Source organism: candidate division WOR-3 bacterium, assembly GCA_039804025.1.
GTDB lineage: Bacteria > Hydrothermota > Hydrothermia > Hydrothermales > JAJRUZ01 > JBCNVI01.
The window spans coordinates 98,210-121,288 of the sequence record JBDRZP010000002.1 but is presented as its reverse complement, the minus strand read 5'-3'; the positions used below and the strand labels follow the sequence as shown (position 1 = coordinate 121,288).

General features: G+C 31.7%; 20 protein-coding genes. 18 read left to right on the top strand and 2 right to left on the bottom strand.

Annotated elements, in window-relative coordinates:
- Genes ABIN73_01465 through ABIN73_01435 form a run of 7 tightly spaced genes read left to right on the top strand, consistent with a single transcriptional unit; the run spans window position 1 to window position 7,903 of the window.
- A complete protein-coding gene (locus ABIN73_01465) occupies window positions 1–303 on the top strand; it encodes a DUF4388 domain-containing protein (GenBank protein ID MEO0268397.1) in 303 nt (100 codons plus the stop codon).
- Entirely contained in the window at window positions 297–722 is a 426-nt protein-coding gene (locus ABIN73_01460; GenBank protein MEO0268396.1) for a DUF488 domain-containing protein, read from the top strand. Before ABIN73_01465 ends, ABIN73_01460 begins: the two co-directional genes overlap by 7 nt.
- Entirely contained in the window at window positions 719–1,816 is a 1,098-nt protein-coding gene (locus ABIN73_01455) for a pyruvate flavodoxin/ferredoxin oxidoreductase (GenBank protein ID MEO0268395.1), read from the top strand. The genes ABIN73_01460 and ABIN73_01455 overlap by 4 nt, the downstream gene beginning before the upstream one ends.
- Window positions 1,813–3,114, top strand: a complete 1,302-nt coding sequence (locus ABIN73_01450) for a thiamine pyrophosphate-dependent enzyme (protein MEO0268394.1) — start codon at window positions 1,813–1,815, stop codon at window positions 3,112–3,114. The genes ABIN73_01455 and ABIN73_01450 overlap by 4 nt, the downstream gene beginning before the upstream one ends.
- A gap of 31 nt (window positions 3,115–3,145) precedes the next feature.
- Window positions 3,146–6,010 (top strand): S8 family peptidase, encoded by a 2,865-nt coding sequence (locus ABIN73_01445; GenBank protein ID MEO0268393.1) that lies wholly within the window; start codon window positions 3,146–3,148, stop codon window positions 6,008–6,010.
- 59 nt (window positions 6,011–6,069) lie between these two features.
- Window positions 6,070–7,149, top strand: a complete 1,080-nt coding sequence (locus ABIN73_01440) for a hypothetical protein (protein MEO0268392.1) — start codon at window positions 6,070–6,072, stop codon at window positions 7,147–7,149.
- On the top strand, window positions 7,112–7,903 hold the full coding sequence (locus ABIN73_01435) for a glycosyltransferase (protein MEO0268391.1): 792 nt from the start codon (window positions 7,112–7,114) through the stop codon (window positions 7,901–7,903). Before ABIN73_01440 ends, ABIN73_01435 begins: the two co-directional genes overlap by 38 nt.
- On the opposite strand, the gene ABIN73_01430 is transcribed toward ABIN73_01435, so the two are convergent.
- Both ABIN73_01430 and ABIN73_01425 read right to left on the bottom strand, forming a co-directional pair.
- Window positions 7,896–10,124: a tetratricopeptide repeat protein gene (locus ABIN73_01430; GenBank protein MEO0268390.1), complete on the bottom strand. Its 2,229-nt coding sequence runs from the start codon at window positions 10,122–10,124 to the stop codon at window positions 7,896–7,898. The genes ABIN73_01435 and ABIN73_01430 overlap by 8 nt on opposite strands.
- 9 nt (window positions 10,125–10,133) lie before the next feature.
- Window positions 10,134–10,988, bottom strand: coding sequence for a ComEC/Rec2 family competence protein (locus tag ABIN73_01425; GenBank protein MEO0268389.1), 855 nt, complete (start codon window positions 10,986–10,988; stop codon window positions 10,134–10,136).
- A gap of 332 nt (window positions 10,989–11,320) precedes the next feature.
- Between ABIN73_01425 and ABIN73_01420 the strand changes: the two genes are divergently transcribed.
- The 11 genes from ABIN73_01420 to ABIN73_01370 all read left to right on the top strand — a co-directional run bounded on the left by ABIN73_01420 (window position 11,321) and on the right by ABIN73_01370 (window position 23,074).
- Window positions 11,321–11,527: a cold-shock protein gene (locus ABIN73_01420; GenBank protein ID MEO0268388.1), complete on the top strand. Its 207-nt coding sequence runs from the start codon at window positions 11,321–11,323 to the stop codon at window positions 11,525–11,527.
- A gap of 44 nt (window positions 11,528–11,571) precedes the next feature.
- Window positions 11,572–12,567 carry a DUF933 domain-containing protein gene (locus tag ABIN73_01415; protein MEO0268387.1) on the top strand — a complete coding sequence of 332 codons (996 nt, stop codon included), beginning with the start codon at window positions 11,572–11,574 and terminating at the stop codon, window positions 12,565–12,567.
- Between the two features lie 87 nt (window positions 12,568–12,654).
- Window positions 12,655–12,981: a 30S ribosomal protein S6 gene (gene rpsF / locus ABIN73_01410; protein MEO0268386.1), complete on the top strand. Its 327-nt coding sequence runs from the start codon at window positions 12,655–12,657 to the stop codon at window positions 12,979–12,981.
- Window positions 12,974–13,402 (top strand): single-stranded DNA-binding protein, encoded by a 429-nt coding sequence (locus ABIN73_01405; protein MEO0268385.1) that lies wholly within the window; start codon window positions 12,974–12,976, stop codon window positions 13,400–13,402. The genes rpsF and ABIN73_01405 overlap by 8 nt, the downstream gene beginning before the upstream one ends.
- A 13-nt stretch (window positions 13,403–13,415) precedes the next feature.
- Window positions 13,416–13,631 (top strand): 30S ribosomal protein S18, encoded by a 216-nt coding sequence (gene rpsR / locus ABIN73_01400; GenBank protein MEO0268384.1) that lies wholly within the window; start codon window positions 13,416–13,418, stop codon window positions 13,629–13,631.
- Window positions 13,632–13,636: 5 nt separating this feature from the next.
- Complete coding sequence (rplI, locus tag ABIN73_01395; GenBank protein ID MEO0268383.1) at window positions 13,637–14,083, top strand: 50S ribosomal protein L9; 447 nt, start codon at window positions 13,637–13,639, stop codon at window positions 14,081–14,083.
- Window positions 14,080–14,778, top strand: a complete 699-nt coding sequence (locus tag ABIN73_01390) for a DUF3307 domain-containing protein (protein MEO0268382.1) — start codon at window positions 14,080–14,082, stop codon at window positions 14,776–14,778. Before rplI ends, ABIN73_01390 begins: the two co-directional genes overlap by 4 nt.
- On the top strand, window positions 14,775–15,227 hold the full coding sequence (locus tag ABIN73_01385) for a bifunctional nuclease family protein (GenBank protein MEO0268381.1): 453 nt from the start codon (window positions 14,775–14,777) through the stop codon (window positions 15,225–15,227). The genes ABIN73_01390 and ABIN73_01385 overlap by 4 nt, the downstream gene beginning before the upstream one ends.
- A gap of 24 nt (window positions 15,228–15,251) precedes the next feature.
- Window positions 15,252–16,745 carry an aldehyde dehydrogenase family protein gene (locus ABIN73_01380; GenBank protein ID MEO0268380.1) on the top strand — a complete coding sequence of 498 codons (1,494 nt, stop codon included), beginning with the start codon at window positions 15,252–15,254 and terminating at the stop codon, window positions 16,743–16,745.
- Window positions 16,746–17,232: 487 nt separating this feature from the next.
- Window positions 17,233–20,094: a S8 family serine peptidase gene (locus tag ABIN73_01375; GenBank protein ID MEO0268379.1), complete on the top strand. Its 2,862-nt coding sequence runs from the start codon at window positions 17,233–17,235 to the stop codon at window positions 20,092–20,094.
- Between the two features lie 46 nt (window positions 20,095–20,140).
- Window positions 20,141–23,074: a CARDB domain-containing protein gene (locus ABIN73_01370; protein MEO0268378.1), complete on the top strand. Its 2,934-nt coding sequence runs from the start codon at window positions 20,141–20,143 to the stop codon at window positions 23,072–23,074.
- The last annotated feature ends 5 nt before the right edge of the window (window positions 23,075–23,079 follow it).

Sequence of the window (23,079 nt, the reverse complement as noted above, 5' to 3'; positions counted from 1 at the left end):
ATGGCACTTGTAGGTGATCTTAGGGATGTAAAAATTGAAGATATTTTGAAATTTATAAAAAGGCTCTCAAAATCCGGAAAGCTAATTATAGATGGTGCCACAAGAAAAGGTGAGATATATTTTACAAAGGGAATGATTGTTGCTGTTAAGAAACAGGGAGAAAGCATAAAAAAGGAACATCTTGAACAGGAAGTTCTTGAACTTTTAAGACAGGAAGAAGGAACTTTTACCCTTGAGCCAACAGAAGAACAGATGGATACTGTCTCTTTTATTGACCCAGATGAGGTAATTTTGAAATTGTAAAGGAAATTTTTACAATTGGACATTCAAACAGAAAGATAGATGAGTTCATTGACATACTTTTATTTTATAAGATTAAAAATCTCGTTGATATTAGAAGATTTCCTTCATCTAAAAAATTTTTTTGGTTTAACAAAGAAAACCTTGAAAAAGAGCTTAAAAAACATAATATACTATATTTCTGGCTTGGAGAAGAGCTGGGTGGATTCAGAGGAGAAGGTTATGAAAATTATATGAATACTCAAAATTATAAGTCAGGAATTGAAAAACTTATTGATATATCGAAGGAAAGGTCCTGTATTATGTGTGCTGAAAAATTATTTTTTAGGTGTCACAGAAAATTTTTATCTAAAACCCTTAAAGAATTAAATTATAAAGTTATACATATATTGGATAAGAATAAATTTTTTGAATTTAAATGAAAATTTTTACAAGTGGCGGTGAACTCATTGCTAAGGGAGCAATTGATGCAGGTGTAAGATTTTTTGCAGGGTATCCAATAACACCTGCATCTGTTATATATGAACCAATGATGAGAGAACTTCCAAAAGTGGAAGGTATTGCAGTGGGTGCCTCTGATGAAATTTCTGCAATATCTTATTGTATAGGTGCCTCTTTAAGAGGTATAAAATCAATGACTGCAACCTCAGGACCTGGATTTTCCCTTATGATAGAATCCCTTTCCTATGCTATTATGTCTGAAATTCCTATTACAATTGTTCTTGCACAGAGACTCGGTCCTGCAACAGGTGGTGCTACAACTTCTTCACAGGGAGACCTTTTATTTTCAGCTTTTTCAAATTCTGGTAGTTATCCATTGCCTATCATTTCTCCTTCAAGTATAGAAGAGTGTTATGAATTAATAATTCATTCTGTAAATGTTTCTGAATTTCTAAGAACACCTGTTATTTTTTTAACAGAAAAGGAAATAACGATGACAAAAAAGAGTATAGATTTAAACTTCTTAAAAAAACCAGAGGTTTTAGAACGTAAATATTTTTCCGGGAATGGACAATTTAAAACTTATAATTTTAAAGATTTAAAGGATGTTCCTGATTTTTCACCAGTTGGGGGTGAATTCCTTACCAGGTATACAGGTAGTGCCCATGATAAAAAAGGTGATTTAAAGAAGGATGACCCTGAGGTAATTGAAGTTCTCTATCATCTTAAAGAAAAAATATTAAAAAATATAGATAAATTTTTATTTTATGAATATTTTGAGAGAAATTCTGATATTTTAATTGTTTCTTATGGTGTAACATCTGAATCTGTAAGAGAGATAGCAGAATTAAAAAAGGTAAGTTATTTAATTTTAAAAACTCTTTATCCCTTGAAAGAAGAATTTTTAAAATCAATTTTTGAGAAATATAAGAAAATTATTGTTGTTGAAGAGAATATAATGGGTAACCTTTACATTTTGATAAGGCATCTTTTGGGAACAAAGGCTTATTCTTTAACAAAAATAGGTTCTTTAATATCACCGGGAGAAATAAAAAATTTTCTTGAGTCAATATGAAAGATCTTTTTGAAATTATAGAAAAACCGCAGAATTTTCCCTATTGCCCTGGTTGCGGGCATACATCAATTGATATGGCTCTTGCAAGGGCAATTTTTGAACTCAATCTTGAAAAGAAAGATGTTCTAATTGTTTCTGATATAGGTTGTGTTGGTCTTGTTGATAAACTTTTTAATGTTCATACATTACATACATTGCATGGAAGGTCAACAGCTATCGCATCTGGTGTAAAGATGGTTGATGAAGTTCTTTTTGATAACCAATTAAAAACAATAGTTATGATAGGTGATGGAGGAGCAACTATAGGACTTCTTCATCTCGTTGAGTCTGCAAAGTTAAATGTTGATATTACAGTTCTTGTTCACAATAATTTTCTTTATGGAATGACAGGTGGTCAGCATTCTGGTTTAACTCCAAAAGAATTCAAGACCTCAACCACAATAAGAGGAAATCCTTTTGAGGCTTTAAGAATTATTGATATTCTTAAAAATTCAGGTGCTTCCTTTTATGCAAGAACCTTTTCTCAGGATCCTGATTTAAAAGATATAATAAAAGAAGCTATATCCCATAGAGGTTTTTCTGTTATTGAAATACTTGAACTCTGTACCGGATATGCAACAAGATATAATGATATAAAAGGTAATGACTTGAAAATTATTCTTGAAAATAGTGGTGGAAAAATTAAGGAAAAAATTGAAAGGGAAAGTTTTGGGTTATTATATAAAAGTAAATTTTTTGATAAAAAGAGTGAATTTGAATTTACAGAGATTGAAGCGGAAAGGAAAATAAATTTAAAAAATCCAATAAAAATAGTTATAGCAGGTTCAGCAGGTGAAGGTGTTCAGCTTGCTTCTTCTCTTTTATGCATTTCTGCAATTTTAGGAGGATTAAATTCCACTCAGAAAAATGATAATCCTGTTACAGTTGGAAGCGGTTTTTCTGTTTCGGAAATTATAATAAAGGATGGAGATATAAAATACACTGGCATTGAAGAACCTGATTATCTTATTATTACCAGTATGGACGGTTTAAAAAGGGTGAAAGGTTTTATAGAGAGGTCTAAAAATATAATTATAGATGAATCTTTAACTGATAATAAAAATTTTATAAGAGTTCCAGCAAGGAAATATATAAAATTAAGAGGTGGACCCACTTACTTTTCTCTTGGTGTTCTTTTTGGAAAATTTAATCCTTTTGATTTTGAACTTTATGAGAAAGCCATTTTAAAATATGGAAAGGCTAAAGATGAGACTTTAACCTGTTTTAGAGAAGGATTAAATTTTGGAAGAAAATTATAGGGTTCTAATCCCAATAAAAAAGGGAGTTTTTATGTTTAATTTACTTTTAGTTTTACTAACATTTTTTACTCCCTCATGGGAGAAAGTCCCCCTTGATCTTCAGGAAAAACTCAGAATAGCCTCAGAGGATGAAGTTCTAACTGTAATAGTTCTTATGAATCCTTTTCCTGATTATGAGTTTTTGAAAACTATACCTGATATAAAGACAAGAGCAGATTATCTTAAACTTCTTGCATCTGAGTCTCAGAGAGAAATTCTTAATTTTCTTTCGAAGAAATCAACTTCAGATGTAGTTTTATATGAGAGTTACTGGGTATATAATGGAATAAGGCTTAAAGCAAAACCAAAAGTTATAAAAGAAATTTTGCAGAGAGATGATGTATTAAGAGTTGAACTGGAACCTGAGGTTTTTCTTATAAGACCTGAGAAAGTGGATAATACCGATTATCCAGAACCTTTAGCTGCTCCCTGGAATATGCAGATGGTTGGAGCTGATTCAGCCTGGGCTAATGGTTTCAGGGGTGAGGGAGTTATTATAGGTAGTATGGATTCAGGAGTTGATAAGAACCATCCTGCTTTTGCTGGTGTTACTTTTAAAGGAAGAGATTTTACATCAGATGGAAATCCCTTTTCTGATGGTTGTCAGCATGGAACACATACAACAGGAACAGCAATAGGAGGGACAGGTAATTTTGGAGCAAATGATATAGGTGTTGCCCCGAACGTTCCTACTTTTGTTATGGCAAAGATATTTAATAATGGTTGTCAGGCCGGTAATATATCAGGTGGATTTCAGTGGATTGCTTCTTTAAAGGCAGATTCAGGATTAAATATCAGGGCTGTGAATAATTCATGGGGTTCCTGTACACAAACTTCACTTGCTTACTGGTCAGCAGTTCAGACCTGGAGAAGTCTTGAAATATTCCCTGTTTTTGCCATTGGAAATAATGCTAATTGTGGAACTTCCTGTGCTTCCACAGGAACAGCAGGAACACCTGGAAACTATCCAATTGTTATAGGTGTTGGCACAGTGGGTTCAGGAGCCTGCCATGATTGTGTTGGTCAGAGGGGACCTGCTCCTAATCAATCCCCCTGGAATAATCCTCAATACTGGTTTTATCCAACATGGAATTTATTAAAGCCTGATATAGCAGCACCTGGTTCAGGGGTTAGGTCATCTGTTCCTGGTGGTGGTTATGCTACCTGGAATGGTTCATCAATGGCAACTCCTCATGTTACAGGAGCCCTTGCACTTATATTCCAGGCTAATCCTACACTTACTGTTGATAGTGCTTATTCTCTTCTGATAAATACAACTTCAAAACCTAATAACTGTGGATACAGTTATCCAAATGATAGGGTTGGATGGGGTATTGTTAATGTATGGCACGCAATAAAGACACAACTTAATTTGCCTTATGTTACAATAGTTTCATGGGATACATCAGGAACTGGTTCTGTTTGGGATCCTGGTGAAACTGTTATTATTGATTTTGTTGCCAAGAATGTTGGTAAGGATACAGCTCTTACACTAACAGGAAAATTAAAAGCTATGAGTCCATATGTTACAGTTGTGGATTCACTTGGAGCATGGCCTGATTTGGTTCCCAATCAGAGTTCACCTAATACTGATAATTTTTCTGCCTATGCTGATCCTGGGGCACCTGTTGGAACGAATGTGAATTTTGTTCTTTATATTTATGGGTATGATGATAATGGTAATCCTAAAACCTGGACATACTATTTTTCCCTTCAAATTGGCCAGCTTGGTCCTACCACTTTTGATATTCCTGCAGGAAATGCTATTTTAACAGTTTCAAATAAAGGTGGATTTCCTTCACTAGATGAAGGGGGGAGTATAGGTCCAGGGACAGGTTTTAAGTGGCCAAAAAATGGTGCTAATCATCTTTTTTATGGTTCTTTTGCAATTGGGAATAGTTCCAGTTATGTTGTTGATGCCTTTTACAATGCAGGTGAATCATTTGATAGTGATTTTGCGCCAAGGGATGGTTTATGGTGGGTGAATCCATTTAAAGGTGATACTATGGCAAGGTCAGGTTATGATGATGCTAATCACACAAGTCCAAAAAATATTTATTTAACACAATATGCTTTTGCTTTTTCTCAGACAGGGAATCCTGGGTGTGGTAATGGTATTCTTGTTGAACTTGATTTAATTAACAAGGGATCAAATCCGGTATCAGGGGTTTATGCTGGATTATTTATGGATTTTGATATTGGGGGTTCAACTGGTTATAATCAGAATCAGGGGAATAAAGATTTAACAAGGAACCTTATTTATATGTATTATGGGAGCACTTATGTTGGTGTTTCACTTATTGAATCTCAGGCTAATTTTATAGGTAAGTTTTTACATAATCCCACATATGTTTATCCTACTGGAAGACCGACGGAGACTGATAAGTATCAATTTCTTGCAGGGCAGATTGGGAATGATCAGACTTCTGCACCTGACGACTGGACGATTGTTGCATCAACAGGACCTTTTACACTTAATCCTAATGATACCCAGAGGGTTGTTTTTGCAATAGTGGGGGGAAATAGTCTTACAAATTTACAGCAGAATGTTGATGCAATCATAAACTGTTATACCCTTATTAAGGAAGCAAGGTATAATAACATAAAAAGCCTTTATTTAAAAGCAGAAAGAAATCCTAAAGGTGTAAATATAATTTACAGTTTACCATACAACTCAAAAATTACCCTTGATCTTGTTGATGTGGCTGGTAGAATAATTAAAAATATCGAGAAGGGGGAAAGGAATACAGGTTTATACTTTGTTACTTTGAAGAAAGAAGAAGTTGGAAAGGGAGTTTTCTTCCTGAGATTGAAAACCGATAAGGAAAGTCGCGTTGTTAAATTCCTTAATTACTAAAATATAAGAAGAAAAAATTAAAAGAGAGGGGGAGGAAATTACCCTCCCCCTTCATTAAATTGAAGTTTCTTTTTATTTCTTATTATTTTCCACCAGAACCTTTTGCTGCATCTATAAGGGCATATAACTATATTAAATATTTAAAAGATTTTACTGAGCCTGTTATTTTAACAAAAAAATTACCAAAAAAAATTTTAAAAGATGATTCTTTATCAGAGGATTTGAGAGGTGTAAAAATAGAGAGGGTTTTTGATTACTTAATTTTTTTAAAAACACCTTTAAAAATTAAAAATAAAGGTGGAAGGGAATTAAAAAGATATTTAAGACCATTTTATAAAAGAGCAAAAACGATTTTAAAGGAAGAAAATTTTAAATTCATATTTGTTACAATTCCTCCCTTTGAACTTTTAAAAGTTGCTCTATCCCTAAAAAGGAGATTTAATTTACCCCTTATATGTGAGATAAGAGATCCTGCAGATTTTGAAAGTGGAAAGAAATTTAAAAAATTTATTAAAAATTCAGAAAATATAGTTGATTTATTTATAGGTTCCCATTTTTATGTTTTAAAGAGTTTTAATATAAAGGGTTATGTTTTGCATGGAGGAACAATAGAGTTTGAAAAAAAATCTCATGAGGGATTTAACATAATTTATACAGGAACTCTAAAAAATGCTATTGAAAGTTTTGAAAGATTTGTTAAGTTTACAGAATCTGTTAATTACAATCTTTACCTTTTGGGTCCTGAGGTAAGATTAAAAGATAGAAGAATTAAAAACATTGGCTATGTGGAATATAAAAATTTAAAAAATTATTTTGAAATTGCAGATTTATTTATAATTTTTAGGGATAGTGATACCAGAAATTATATCCCTCTTAAATTTTTTGAATATTCTGGAAGTTCTGTTCCTATTCTTGCTTATTTTAAAAATTCTTCAAATCTTTTTTCTTACCTTGTGAAATATGAAAAAGGTAAGGGTTTTGTTTGGGGAGAAGAAGATAAAATGCTAAAATTTATTGAAGATATAAAAAAAGGTAAGTTATCTTTTAAAAAAGCTTTTAAACCTTGGAAGGAAGTTTCTCTTGAGCTTTTAAAGGTAATAAATGAAAAAGTTCTTAACAGGAATAACCGTTTGTTTTAATAGCAGTGAAGTTATAATCAATTTACTTAATTCTATAAAAGAAGTTTTAAATAATGAAATCGAATGGATAATTGTTGATTCAGGTTCAAAGGATGAGACCCCATCAATTTTAAAAAAAATAAAAAATATTAAAATTTTCTTATTTAAAAAAAATATTGGTTTTTCAAAAGGCAACAATTTTGCTTTTAGATTCTCAAGGGGTGAATATGTTTTTTTCTGCAACCCTGACATTTCATTTGATAAATCAAACTTTGAAGGAATTATTAATGAATTAAAAAAATATAACCCTCTGGTTTTGGTTCCCCTTTTAAGAAAAGATGATAAATATTATTATTTTTTAAGAGCCTTACCTTCACTAACAAATATACTGAGATTCAGATGGCATAAAGGAATAATTAAAAAAGGTGAAAAAATTCAACCTGCTTTTTCTGCAATTTTTTTAAAAAGAGAAGTTTTTGAAAAACTTTTTGGTTTTGATGAAAGTTTTTTTGTTTATTTTACAGATGTTGAATTTTTTATAAGATTTTATAATAAAGGATTTAAAGTCAAGGATATTTATTTTTCAAAAAATTACTTTTCTCACAAGGGCTCATCTATCCTTTTAAGCAGAAAGAATGAATTTTTAAAAAAATTCGATTTTGCAAGAGGTTTTTTAATTTATTTTTTAAAATATGGAAATTTAATTGGGAAAACTTTCTCTATTTTTTTATTTATTTTTTTGCTTTTAAGGGCTTTTTATTATTATTTTAAATAAGGTTCTTTTCTTTTAGGAAATTAAAAATTTTTTCCTCATCTATTTTTACTGGAAAAGTTTTTAAATTAAACCTTATGTAAAAAAGGAGTGAATTTGTATTTTTTATTTTCTCATTAATTATTTTAAATTCATTTTCAGCTTTATCAAATTGTTTTGTATAATATAAATATAAAAAATATGGTATTCTATAAGTTGTTTGTCTATAAATATTTTCTTTGCATATTTCAATTCCCTTTTTGAAATATTCCTCTGCTCTCTCATATTCTTCTTTTTTAAAATAAATTTTTGCAAGAAGTATATTTTTTTCACTTTCAAGAATGTTTCTTTCTGTTTTTAAAGATAGTGCAATCTCTAAGGCTTTTTCTGTATTACAATTTATCAGATTGTAAAAAGATTCAAAAAGTTTCATATCAAAGATAATTTCAGGGTCTTTATATTCCTCATAAATTTCTTTTAACTTTTCATTAATTGAGTAAGCTTCTTCAAAATTCTCCATAAAAACATAGTAATCTCTTAGAACAGTGTAATATGTATTTAAATAGTAATAACTTTTTGATTTTTCAATTGATTTTTTCATTTCATTTAATGTAATTAAAGTTTTTTCTATGTTTCCAGAATAGAAATAGCTTTGAGATAACCAGCCGAGGGTGTAGGCAATTAGGTCTTCATCTACTGTATAGCTGAGGGCTTCTTTATAATTTTTTTCTGCAAGTTCATACTCACCTCTTCTTAGATAAATTGAGCCAAGGTTTGTAAGTAATATGGAGAGTCCTCTTTTTGATATTTTAATATTTTTTGCTATTTTTAATGCTTCTTCATAAAATTTTTCCGCTTCTTCTAAATTTTCTTTCATTGAATTAATTGCACCGAGCAAGTTGTTTAAGCGATAAAGAATTCTATTTTCAATTTTTTCTTTATAAAGAAGACCATTATATGCATTTTTTTCTGCTTCTTCATAATTACTTAAATAATATAATGCAGCTCCTTTCAAATAGTAATAAACACCTAAATATAATGGTTCCAGTTTATTTATGTCTATTTTTTCAAGCTCCTTTAGAATTTCTTCAAATTTATGTTCTAATAGATAAATCTGTGCTTTAATTAATATTATAAGGAAATTCTGACGAAGTTCTTCTGGCAATTTATCAAGAATAGGTTCTATTTCAAGGGCTCTATTCGTTTCAAGGATATCAAAAAACTTTTTACTTAAAATATCAAGAATTTTTGAATAGAATTTCAGTTTTTCAAGATAAAAAAGAGCCTGGAAAAAATCTTCCTTTTCAAGGTAATATTCAATGGCATTGTCAAGTATCCATTTTTTAAGCATAAGTCCCTTTGGGCTTTTTTCAAGTTCCTTTTGGAGGTATTCTCTGAAAAGGGGATTTAAGTAATAGTAATCACCGGCTTTTTCTACAAAAAGGAATTTTTTAGTTATTTCATCAATAAATTTTTCTGGTTCTTTCAATCCAAAAATTCTCTCAAGTTCTTCTTTTTTAAATCTTTCTAAACAGGAAATTCCCATAACTAAGCTTTTTTTATCAGGTTCAAGAGACATAAATTTTTCTTTTAAAATATTTTCAATATAATCTGATTCTATTTTTTCTGGTATTATATTTTTTGATAAATACTCTGATAAGAATATTCTTGTAAAAAGTCCATGCCCTCCAGTTTTTGACAAAATTTTCTCAATATCTCTTTTTTTGAAAGTTATATTATTCTTTATTAAAAAATCAATTACTTCTTCTTCAGTTAAAAGGAGATAGTTTCTATCAATCCTTTCTGTTTGGGTTTCAAGAGGTGTTTTAATTTCTTCTCTTGTTTCTAATAGAAAACTTATTTCAGGATTTGAATTTATACTTATATTCCAGAATAAACTTTCTGTTTCAGAACCTTTTATTTCTTCAAATCTTTCAAAAATAAAAAGTTTAATATCTTTTTCTTCTCTAAAAAAATTAATAAGTGAATTTTTCATTCCCTCAAGACTTTCTGCCTCACCTCTTATTAACTTTTCTGAAAGTCTTTGAAGGAAATAAGAGGTTTTTTTATCTTCTGTTTTTAAAATAAATCTTTCATAGGGAATTTTTGTTTCTGAGATAAATTTCTCTATTAATTCACTTTTTAAAAGCCCTGGTTCTCCGGAGATTATTATATATTTTTTCCCTATGCTACTCTTTAATTTATTTAATGCTTTTACTGGTATAAGGTCTTTAATTACTTCCACTTATAAATTTTATTTTTTTTGATTTAAGATTTTCAATGTAAAGGTTAAAAGAGGTAAAAAAATCAATATAGAAAGATATAGGTAGTTTATTTTTTCAGTATAAATAAAAATACTTTTATTAGATAAAAAATTTAAAAGAAAAAAAATTATTTTTGTTATTATTTCTGTAAAAACTACGAATCTTTCTGTTAAAAATCCAAAAGGTGAAATTAAACTTAATATTCCTCCAAGTAGAGATAAAAAAATAAGTGGTGAAAGAATAATATTTGATAATGGAGCAATAAGTGAAATATTTTTGAAAAAAAAGTAGATATAAGGAAAGACAAATAATTGTGCAGAAAGTGAAACGGAAAAGGGAAGGTATAAAAAGTTTCTTAAAAAATAGTTTTTGATTTTCATTTTGTTAAAAAGGGGGAATAAAACTATTATTCCTGTTGTTGCAAGATAGGAGAGATGAAAACCCGGATCAAAGGCACTTTCTGGGAATAGTATGAGGGATAAAAATCCTGCATTTCCAATAATAGAAAGCGGATGGACTTTTATATTTAAAGAAAAAGTTGAAAGAAAAGATACTATCATTATATAGGCTCTCAAAACAGAAGGTCTTAAAGGAATAATTGTTATGTATAGGGAGACTCCAAGGATTGAAAATATTATAGCCCTTTTAAAATTCATTCTTAAAAAAATAAAAAAGGAAATGAAAATAGAAGTAATTATTGTCATGTGAAGACCTGAAATAGCCAAAAAGTGGAGTGTTCCTGTTCTTATAAATTTTTTAAAGTTTTCTTTATTTAATTTACTTCTTTCACCTAATAAAAGAGGAAGTAAGAATTCCTTTGTTTCCGATTCAAAGTTTTTTTCCATTTTGTCTTTAAAGTATTTGTTTAATTTTTTTAACAAAATAGGATAATTCAAATTCTTATCTTCTTTTTTATTTAAATAAAAATGAAGATTTCCAAGTGGAATAAAAGTTAAATATTTAAATGGTGAAATTAAAAATATTAAAAAAACTAAAATACTCAGAAAAAAATTTTTAATGTTTTTACCTAAAATTATTCCAGAAAAAAAGAATATAAAAAGAATAAAACTTGGGTATTTTTTAAATATTTGCATTTTTAAAAAATATATGGTATTTTATAGAGATTTATTTTAAAGGTTCAAATCCTAAAGTTTTTTAATCAAAAGGAGTTTTTAAGATGCGTCTCACAGGTCGCGTAAAGTGGTTTAACGCAAAAAAAGGATATGGATTCATTGTTCCTGACGATGGATCCGAAGAGCTCTTTGTCCATTACTCGGACATAGAAATAGATGGATTTAAAACCTTAAGACAGGGTGAAGCTGTGAGTTTTGAAAAAGTAGATTCACCAAAAGGTCCCAAGGCTGTAAAAGTAAAAAGAGCTTAAATAGAATTTTATAGTTCTATAAAAGGGTGGAAAAAATTGGGTTGGTGGGTTTCCCAAATTCAGGGAAATCTACCTTCTTTTATATTGTAACAGGAAAGGAAGTAGAGAGAAATATCTATCCATTCACAACCATTGGTAAAAATGAAGGAAAAGCAGAGATTGAAGATGAACTTTTAAAAAAACTCGCTTTTAAGGCTAACTCAAAGGAGATAAGAAATTTTAAAGTAAATGTTTATGATATTGCAGGGATAATTGAGGGTGCCCATAAAGGAGAAGGTCTTGGTAATGAGTTTCTTTCTTATATAAGAGAAGCTGATTTATTAATATTTATTTTAAGGGGGTTTAGTGATGAAAGGGTTTCTTCTTATTTAAAAGAAATAAATCCTGATAAAGAGAGAGAAATCCTTTTACTGGAACTTTCTATTTCAGATGTGGAGAGAATAGAAAAAAAATTGAAAGAAAAAAATTTAAATAAGGATTTAAGGGAAAAATTAATTGAGGCAAAGGAAAAAATTGAAAAGGGGCTCGAACCAGAAGATATAAAAGACTTTCCCCTTTTAATGGCAAAGAAAAAAATTTTTGTTATAAATTCTGATGATAAAAAGAAAGATTATAAACTTGATATTAAGGATAAATATTTTATTTCTCCTTTCAAAATATATGAAGAATTAAAAGATCTAAGTGAAGAAGAAAGGGAAGAAATTTTAAAAGAATTAAAAAAAGAAGGTTTTTCTTCCCCCTTTGAAATTCTGGAATATGCCTTTAATTTTCTTGGCTTTATAAGATTTTATACATTAAAAGGTGAAATTGCAAGTGCCTTTCCACTTAAAAAAGGAAAGAATGCTTATGAAGCAGCAGGTAAAATCCACAGTGATATTCAGAAGGGATTTATAAAAGTAGAAGTTGCAAACCCCTTTGACTTTCTTGAAATTCCTTCCTGGAAAGAACTTAAGGAAAAGGGTAAAATAGAGATTCACGGACCGGATTATATTGTTAAGGATAGAGATATTCTTGAATTTAAGTTTAGTTCCACTGTATAATTAATTCTTAAACTTGTCTCAGGACCCGTAGGTAAAAATTACGGGTTCCAGACCCAACCTGAGACATTTTAAACAAAGGAGGAAAAATTGCGAGAGTATGAAATGATGTTAATTTTTGATCCTGAACTGGATGTTGAGAAAAGAAAAGAAATTTATAATAAATTGGAAAGTCTTATAAAAGAAAATGGTGGAGAAATTTTAAAGGTGGATGACTGGGGAATCAGGGAGTTTGCTTATCCTATAAGGCATAAAAATTCTGGATTTTATAGTTTATGGGAATTTAAATCGGGTTCAGATTTACCTATCTTTTTAAGAAATCAGATTCGTCTGATTAGAGAAATATTTCGTGTAATGATATTGAGAAAGGAAAATGTAAAATCTTTTAAAGGAAAGAAGGAGGTGGAAGTTGGCTGATATAAAGGTTCCGAATATGAATTTAGTAATTCTTTCAGGGAGACTTGTTCAGGATCCTGAAATAAGATTTACCCCTCAGGGTAGGGCAATATCAAGATTTAGGCTTGCCTCTACTAGACCTTATAGAGATCCTTCAACAGGTGATTGGAAAGAGGATACTCTTTTTGTAAATGTAGTAACCTTTGGTGCTCTTGCTGAAAGAGTAAACCAGAAACTTTCCAAAGGTTCACCTGTTTTTATTGAAGGTAGATTACAATCAAGAACCTTTGAGACTCAAAATGGTGAAAAAAGGAGTGTTGTTGAAGTTGTTGGTTTAAGGGTTCAATTTTTAGAAAAGGAAAAGACAGAAGAGATATCTGTTGCACCTGAAGAAGAATTACCACCTGAGGAGATACCACCTGAGGACGATTTACCTTTTTAAAAGGAGGAAAAATATGAAATCAAAAAAATGCAGGTTTTGTAAAGAAGGAATAGGAATAATAGATTACAAAGATGTTGAAACTTTGAAAAATTATCTTACTCCAAGAGGTAAGATAATGACAATAAGACAGACAAAGCTCTGTGCATACCATCAGAGGAAGCTTGCCCTTGCAATAAAAAGAGCAAGACAGATGGCACTTTTACCGTTTGTTAAGGAGTATGTGATTTAAAAGTTATGAAAGTAATACTTTTGAAAGATGTTAAAGGACTCGGGAAAGAGGGAGAAATAAAAGTAGTAAAAGATGGATTTGCAAGAAATTTTTTGATACCAAAGGGATTAGCAGCACCGGCAACGGACGGTATCATAAGGCATTTAAAAGAAGTTGAAAAACAGAAATTAAATAAAGAAAAGCATTTAATAGAACAGGCTGAAAGGCTTAAAGATTCTTTATCTTCAATATCTATTTCCTTTACTTTAAAGGGTAAAGAAAAAACTTACGGAGCTGTGACAAAGATTGATATAGTTAAAGCACTTGAAGAGAGAGGTTTTAAAAATATTGAAAAGACTCAGATTGAACTTGATTCACCTTTAAAAGAACCAGGTTTATATGAAATTCCTATAAAACTTTACAAAAATATTGAAGGAATAATAAAGGTCTGGGTTATAAAGGAAGAATCTTGAATTCTTTTTTTTTCTGGCATTTAACTTTTGCTCATTTTCTTACAGATTATCCTCTTCAAACAGATAAACTTTTTGAAAAGAAAACTAAAAGTATATCAGGTATTTTAATTCATGGTCTTTTGCTTTTTTCTTCAATGTTCTTATTTCTTTTGCCTTTTTCCTTTTCTTTAAATGTTCTTTTTGGGATTATTCTCATAACAATTTTGCATATTATCCAGGATAAATTTAAGGTATTCTTGTCTTATAGAGAAGAAATTGGAGAAAATTTTTTTTATTATGTAATTGATCAGCTATTGCATATATTTATCATTTTCATTTTTTCTATGTATTATCCGCTTCCTGAAGTAAAGGAAAAGGGTTTATGGTTTGAGCCTTCTTTTTTTAAAATTTTAACATTTATTATTATTGTTACTTATGCTTACTGGATTCTTTTATATTCAATAGAATATACATTTTTTAAGTACAATAATCTTATTCAGGGAAAAATGAAATTCTGGGGATTTGTTGAAAGGGGTTCTTCCTTTTTTCTTTATTTTTTAAACCCTTTTCTTTCTTTAATTCCTTTTATTTCAACCCTTTATTTTATATTTAACTTTAAAGATAAAAAAGTTAAGTTTTTTTTAGTTTTTAGGTCTTTTTCAGGTATAGTTTTAACAATTTTGACTGCTTTTTTATTTTATAATTTTATATTATGAATGAACCTCAAATTGTAGAAGTAGAAGTTTTTTCAATTTACCAACAAACCCTTGGTCCTGAGGGTGCTATAAATGAAGAGACTTTTGTGGTTGTTTTAAAAGAGAAAAACAGGAACCGTTTTCTTCCAATATGGATTGGAAAACCAGAAGCACAGGCAATTTATATGGGTATGAAAGGCATAGTTTATGAAAGACCTTTAACCCATGATTTGATTAAATCAATTCTTGATGCTTTTGATATTCAGTTAGAGAAAATTGTTATTAATGCTTTAAAAGATACAACTTATTATGCAAGACTACTATTTAAAGATAAAGAGGGAAACATTTATTCTATTGATGCAAGACCCTCTGATTCAATAGCAATTGCCTTAAGGACAGGTTCAAAGATTTTTGTAGCTGAGGAAATTATGCAAAAAGGTGAAGAATTTGATTTAAAAGAAGGATTTTAATTAATTTTAAAAAAGGAGGGATTTATGAAGGAGTATTTAAATTATATTGATGGTAAATGGAAACCTTCAAAATCAGGTAAGTTTTTTGAAAACAGAAATCCTGCAAACTGGGATGAAGTTATTGGACTTTTCCCCAAATCAGTAAGAGAGGATGTAGAAGAAGCTATTTTAGCTGCAAAAAAGGCTTTTAAGATGTGGTCAAAAGTTCCTGCTCCAAAGAGAGCTGAAGTAATGAGAAAGGCTGCTGAAATTCTTCTTGAAAGAAAAGAAGAAGTTGCTAAACTTCTTGCAAGGGAAAATGGAAAAATAATGAAGGAAGCAAGGGGTGATGTCCAAGAAGGAATTGATACTGCTTTCTATGCCTTTGGAGAAGGAAGAAGACTATTCTCTTATAACACTCCCTCAGAACTTCCTGATAAATTTGCTTTGACATTCAGAATGCCTGTTGGTGTTTTTGCTGTTATAACACCATGGAATTTTCCAATTGCTCTTCCTGCATGGAAAATTTTCCCTGCTCTTTTAGCAGGTAATACTCTCGTTTTTAAACCACCTTCTGATGCTCCAGCTTGTGCTTATGAACTGGTTAAGATTTTAGAAGAAGCAGGAACACCTCCTGGTGTTATAAATCTTGTATTCGGAGGGGGTAGTGAAGTTGGGGAAATTTTACTTTCTCATCCTGATATAAGGGGCGTTGCTTTTACTGGTTCTTCAGAAGTGGGTTCAAGAATAGCAGAGGTTGCTGGAAAAAATCTTAAGAAAGTTTCCCTTGAACTTGGTGGTAAAAATGCCCAAATTGTCATGCCTGATGCAAATCTTGAACTTGCCCTTGAAGGAGCCTTATGGGGAGCTTATGCCACAGCAGGTCAGAGATGCACTGCTACATCAAGGATAATTGTTCATCAGGATATTTATGAGAAGTTTATTGAGATGTTTGTGGAAAGAGCAAAGCTTTTAAAAATCGGAAACCCTCTTGATGAAAGAACTGAAATGGGTCCTGTTATTAATGAAGCTCAGAGGAATAAAATTCATTCATATGTAGAAATTGGGAAAAGGGAGGGTGCAAAACTTATTCTTGGTGGAGAACCTTTAAAGGGAGATGAATATGATAAAGGTTTCTTTTATAAACCCACTGTATTTAAAGATGCTGAACCTTCTATGAGGATCTGTCAGGAGGAGATATTTGGTCCTGTTGTTGCTTTTATAAAGGCTAAAAATCTTGATGAGGCTATTGATATATTAAATGGAACCAAATATGGCCTATCTTCTTCAATTTACACACAGGATATAAATAATGCAATGAAGGCAATAGCGAGAATTGAGGCTGGTATTACTTATATAAATGGACCAACAATAGGAGCAGAGTGTCATCTTCCTTTTGGAGGGGTAAAGGCTACTGGTAACGGACACAGGGAAGGCGGGTGGACGGTTTATGATATCTTTACGGAGATAAAAACAGTTTATATAGATTATTCAGGAAAACTTCAAAAAGCTCAGATTGATACCTGGGAAAATAAATAACTTTGAAAAATTTTAAAGAGATATTAGATAATGGGAAAAGGTAAAAATTAATTTTTTGAAAATTTTTGACATTTATTCTCATATTCTATAATTTTATGGTAGCCGCACCCTTTAGGGTGCGCAAAAATTCACTTTTTATGCAAAAACGGGTAAAGTAAAGGTATATTTTCTGTGCAACTCTTTTAAAAACAAAGTTTGGTTTTGCTTATGCTTACAAATTTTTATGAGGTGAAATGCAAAAAATTTTATGAGAAAATACCTATGTTGAAAAATTTAAAGAGGAATATACAAAAAACATTTTGTAGTGGGCACCTCTTTTAATCTTATTGAGCCAGAAAAATTCAATATTGTTATGGTATTCTACAAACTTTTGGCATTTATGAAAATTTGACTTAAAATAAAAATATTATTTAGGGGGGGTTAAAGGAAAAAGATAGAAAATTTAATTAAAGAATCAGTTTAAATAAAGGTTAAAAAGGAGGTATAAATGTTTAAATTTTTATTAATAATATGGGGGTTAACTCCCCCTTATCTGCCTTTTGAGGGTAAAATAACACCCTCACTAAGAGAAAAATTGAATTATCTCTCAAAGAATGATAGAATTCACGTTGTTGTGCATCTTTCTGATATTTATCCTTATGATGAAATAACTTCCCTTTCAACAGAAGAAAAAGTTCGGTTTTTTAAGGAATATGCCAAAAATTCTCAGTCAAAAGTAATAAAATGGCTTGAAGATAATTTTAAGGGTGAATATGAAATTCTAATGAAGAATTTTGCTTATAATGGTTTTCATATGGAGGCTACTAAAAAAGTTATTTATGCACTTGAAAAAAATGATGATATCTGGTTTATAGATGAAAATCGCGAGGTAAAGATAATATACACAAAAACTGAAAAGGATAATACCTATCCAGCAGCTATTGAGTGGAATGTTTCAAAGGTTAAAGCTGATTCCTGCTGGTATGCTGGTTATAATGGACAGGATGTTATAATAGGTCATATTGATACAGGAGTAGAGGTATCTCATCCTGCTCTTTCAGGTAAATGGGTTACAGGTTACTGGTTTGATGGTGTAAATGGAAATCCTAATCCATATGATGATAACGGACACGGAACCCATACAATGGGAACTATTCTCGGAGGAGATGGCGTAGGTCCTTTTACAGAAGATATAGGAGTTGCTCCTGGTGCGAGATTTGTTACAGCCAAGGCTTTTAATTCTAGCGGTTCTGGAAGTTATGCAACTATAGACCCATGTATGGACTCAATGGTTTCCTGGAAGGGAAGAGTTGATATCAGAGCTGTGTCAAATTCCTGGGGAACAACAAATTATACAGATTTGCACTGGTGGGGTGTTGTATATACCTGGCTTACTCTCGGCATTTTACCTGTTTTTGCCGCTGGAAATGAGGGTTTTTCAGGTTTAAGAGCACCAGGAAGTTATCCTCATACTCTTGCAGTTGGTGCAACTGATATAAATGATAATATTGCTTCTTTTTCAAGCAGAGGACCGGCCCCTAATCAGAGTCCCTTTAATGATACAACTTACTGGTTGAGAAATGACTGGAACTTTATAAAGCCACAGATAAGCGCACCTGGAGTAAATATTCGTTCCTCTGTTCCAGGTGGGGGTTATCAGGGAGGCTGGAATGGAACTTCAATGGCAACCCCCCATGTTGCCGGTGCAGTTGCTATTATTGTTCAAAAAAATAATCTGCTTACACCAAAACAGATATACAGTTTAATAATTGATTATCCTGACAAGCCTACTCAGGGTTCACCTTATCCAAATAACAATTATGGATGGGGAAGATTGAATATATGGAAAGCCTTACAAAATACTCCCTCACCGAATAGACCCTTTATTCTATTTTCAAGGTATAGAGTTGATGATGCAAATGGTAATGGAAACGGTATATTTGACCCGGGTGAAACTGTAAATCTTTTTATTACATTGAGAAATATAGGTATTAATGCCACAAATGTAAATGCTGTTTTAAAAACCTCAGACTCATATGTTAGTGTTTTAGACTCAACTGCACTTTATCCTGATATGCCTACAGAAAGTTCAAAGGTAAACATTGATCCCTTTGTTGTGACATCTTCACCTTCAACTCCACTGGGGTATCAGGCTCCCATGGTTCTTAAAATAAATTCCAATGATTCTATCTATGATTTCAGAAATTTCAATTTGAAGGTTGGACTTATACCAGTTCTTTACGGAAATCATGATGTTGGTGAAATTTTGCTAACAGTTACAGCTCTTGGAGCAATAGGATTTACAAATAGTAACCAGAATGAAGGTAGTGGGCTTCATTACCCTAAAAATAGTCAAAATTATCTTAAAATTGGTTCAATCTGGGCTGGTAATTCAAATTCCTATGTATTAAATACAGACTATTCAGCTGATAACGCAGATTGGATGTATTTACCAAATGGATTATTACAGATAGGAGCCACTAAATATTCAGATCAGGATGCAAGTGCAAGGTATGATGATTCAGGACACCCAAATTCAAGGGGTGTTGAGGTGCATCAGGAAAGTTTTGCTTGGGCACTTCCACCCTATAACGATTTTATAATTTTTAAATACACAATAAAAAATAACTGGAATTATAATTTGATTGATTTTTACTCAGGAATGTTTCTTGATATTGATATAAGTCCAAATTCTGATACAGGTGGAAGAGATCTTGGAAGGAAAGCTATTTATTTAAGTAATGGTAACCCTACTCATAACAAATGTCTTGGAATTGTACTCCTTGAACCACAGAACCCCAGAAATATAACATTTATACAGAATTCCGTTTATGTTGACCCTAATGGCTATATTACGGATGCCTATAAATTTCAATTTCTTAAGGGTTTAATTGGAATTCCTAATACTTACCAGAAGGATAACTGGTCTACTCTTATTTCAGCGGGTTCATTTACAATCCCTTCAGGTGATAGTATTGTTTTAGCATTTGCTGTTGTTGCAGGTGACAGTCTTTTTGATTTTCAGGGAAATGCTGATACTGCAAGAGATGTCTGGAATGGATTAGGTATTAGAGAAAAACCTGTTTCCTTTATTTATTCAAATAGTCCTTATATCATATCAACTTTTGGTTTAAAAAATAATGAATTAAAACTTTTTGTTCCTTACTCAGGTAAATATTATGTTTCAATTTATAACCAAACAGGTAGAAGACTCGGTAATACCTTTAAATTTTATGAAAAAGAGGGAATTTATACCCTTTCACTTTCAGAAATTATTTCAAAATCAAATAAACTATCCAAGGGCACTTACTTTATAAAACTTAGCTCGGATTCAAGGGACTTTTTAGGTAAGTTTATTATATTTAAATGAAAGTTAATGAAGGGTTCAATCCCCTGAAAAAATAAGGAGGAAAAGCATGAGGAGTCTCATTTTAGCCCTTTTAGTAGCAGGGCTTATAGCTGGTGAAGGCATTACAGTAAAAACAGGTTCTTTACCTACCTCTAAAAAAGATGAACTTTTAAAAGCAGGTGCCTCTCTACTTCAAAATGGAAAACCTTCAGAGGTTTATAAAAATCTTTTAAAGGTTCCTCTCTGGGATGTTGTTGATTCCTTCCCTGCTCCAGGTTCATATCACATGGGTCTTGGGTTTGATGGGACTTACCTTTATAATATTTCAAATGCAACTACCCCTGTTATAGTTTATGTTATTGATCCCTCAACTGGTAATGTGGTTAATCAGTGGCAACTTTCAAGTGGCGGTTATTGTCTTGGAATAACATATTTTCAGGGTTATTTATGGATAGCTGATTTTAGCTATGGATACATATATAAATACCAGACAAATGGAACCTATGTTCAAACATATTCTTCACCTGTTGGAACATATATAAGGGGTCTTACAAATGATAATAATTATTTATGGGTTGCAAGTGTTGGTGGTGGGGTTGGATTAGGCTCTCTTGTTCAATGGGATCCTTCCACCAATCAGATTATTAGAACTGTAAGTGTTGGAAGTATTATTGATTGGCCAATGGATATAAGTTATGATTCAAGAACAGGAAATATGTGGGTTACTGATGATAATGGAGCTTCTGCAGAGATAAATGAGGTTGATATTTCGGGCTCAAACGGTGTAATTGTGGCTCAGTATGCTCCACCCGGGGGTTACAGTCTTATTCCAGAGGGTATAGTTTTTGATGGTGATAAGTTTATATACTATACTGCCTTTTATGCCTCTTATATATGGAAAATATTGGCAGCCACTTTCAATAACGATGTCAGCACCTATCAAATAATATCACCTTCCTCAACTACTATGCCCTATACTCCTACTGATATTAAAGCTGTAGTTAAAAATATAGGTCAAACAAATGCAGGTAGTTTTAATGTTTATTGTGTTGTTGAATCTCTCGGTGTCCAGGTTTACTCTTCGTCTCAAACAATACCTTCTCTTCCTGCTGGAGCATCTGATACTATTACTTTTTCTCCACAGTGGACACCATCAGAATTTACTTATGAGATAATTGTATGGCACGATTATGCTGATGATTTTGCCGGAGATGACACTTTGACAAAACAAGTTAAAGCTTCTTCAGGTGAATGGATATGTTATAATGACGGAGTAATGGCAAATGCCTATGCATTTTATGCTGCTGGTAATGCATGGGGACACAGAATTTCCCCAGCAACATATCCTTATTATGTAGATACAGTTAAAGTTTATATTCTATCAGAAGGAGACCCTTACTGGCCATGGCCTGATGCAACCCATCAGGATTTCCAGATTTCTGTATTTGATGAGAATTCAGGTTATCCTGGAAATGAAATTTTTGTTGATACCGTGAATGTTACAACAGACTCACTTGACCCTTCAGGCTCAAGGTCCTGGGTTTATGCTTTTCCAAAAGTAAAGATTAATTCAGGAGATTTCTGGATAGGTCATGTTCAGCTTTATCCTTATCCTGGAACAGAGGGTCAGGGTGTGGATGCTTCTCTTAATTATCCATCAAGAACTTGGGCAAGAATTGGTGGAACCTGGCAGCAATATGCAACTACTGGAGATCTTATGATGTGTGCCTTTGTAAGATATCCTTATGCACATGATGTTGGAGTATTTAGTATTGAAAAACCAAAACCCTTTGCTCCTGCCTATTCTTCAATTCAGATTCAGGCTAAAATAGTTAATGAGGGATTAAATACAGAAAGTTTTAATGTGGAAGCCAAAATAGACTCTGCTGGAGTCACAGTCTATGCTGATACAGTTCTTGTGAATAACCTAATAAGTGACGATACTTTGCTTGTAAGTTTTGCTCCCTTTACTACTGGTGCAGGTAACCTCAATTATACTCTCACTATAAAAACCCTTCTTTCAACTGATGTAAAACCTACAAATAATTTTAAGTCTCTTTCCTTTACAACAGTGGAAGTTCCAAGATTTATTACTGTTCCTGTTTCTCAGGTTATGCCAATTATTGATGGATTTATTGATACTTTGAGTGAATGGAATGATGCTATAAAACTTGATGCATCAGATGTATTCCAGATGCATAGATTACTTAATCCCCCGGGTTCTGCTTTCATTTATTTAAAATACGATGGTGATTATCTCTATGCAGCTGTGAGGGCTCCCTTTGATTTGACAAGAACTCAATTTGATAGAATATTCCTTTATTTTGATGATAATAACGATGGTCAATTTCCTCCTCCAGGTATTAAAAAAGAAGGTAGAGTTGCTCTCTATTATACTTCAATTCTTGATATAGCAGCTTTCACACCTATTTTTGTAGATAGAACTCTTGGACAGACAAAAAGCGTTGGATTCCCTTGTGCTTCTGCCATGCCTCTTGGTTACGAACAGTATGAAATTGCTATCCCTTTTGGGTCCCTTGATGAGGAGCTGGATGTTTCTTTCCCTGACACTGTTGGATTTTTCTTCCAAGTAGGTGATACTTTTGCAAATAAAATAGAATATGGTGGATGGTTCCCTCAGGATAATGATAGCGTAAGGGTCCCGTCCTATTATACAAAACTTATTTTCCCTGTTGTTGCTGTCAAAGAAGGCAAAAAGCCAATTAATATAAAAGAAAGACTTGAACTTGCTCTTAATATTCCCAATTCAATTTCTAAAAATCCTGAAATTAATTTTACAATTCCATATGCTTCCCCTGTGAAGATAAATCTTTACAATGTAAATGGTGTAAAAGTTGCAACTCTAATTGATAACAAATTTATGACACCAGGTAAATATAGTGTAAAGATTGATAGAGACAAACTTTCTTCAGGTGTATACTTTGTGAGACTTGAAACAAATACAAAGGATATCACTAAGAAACTTGTATTTGTGAAATAATTATA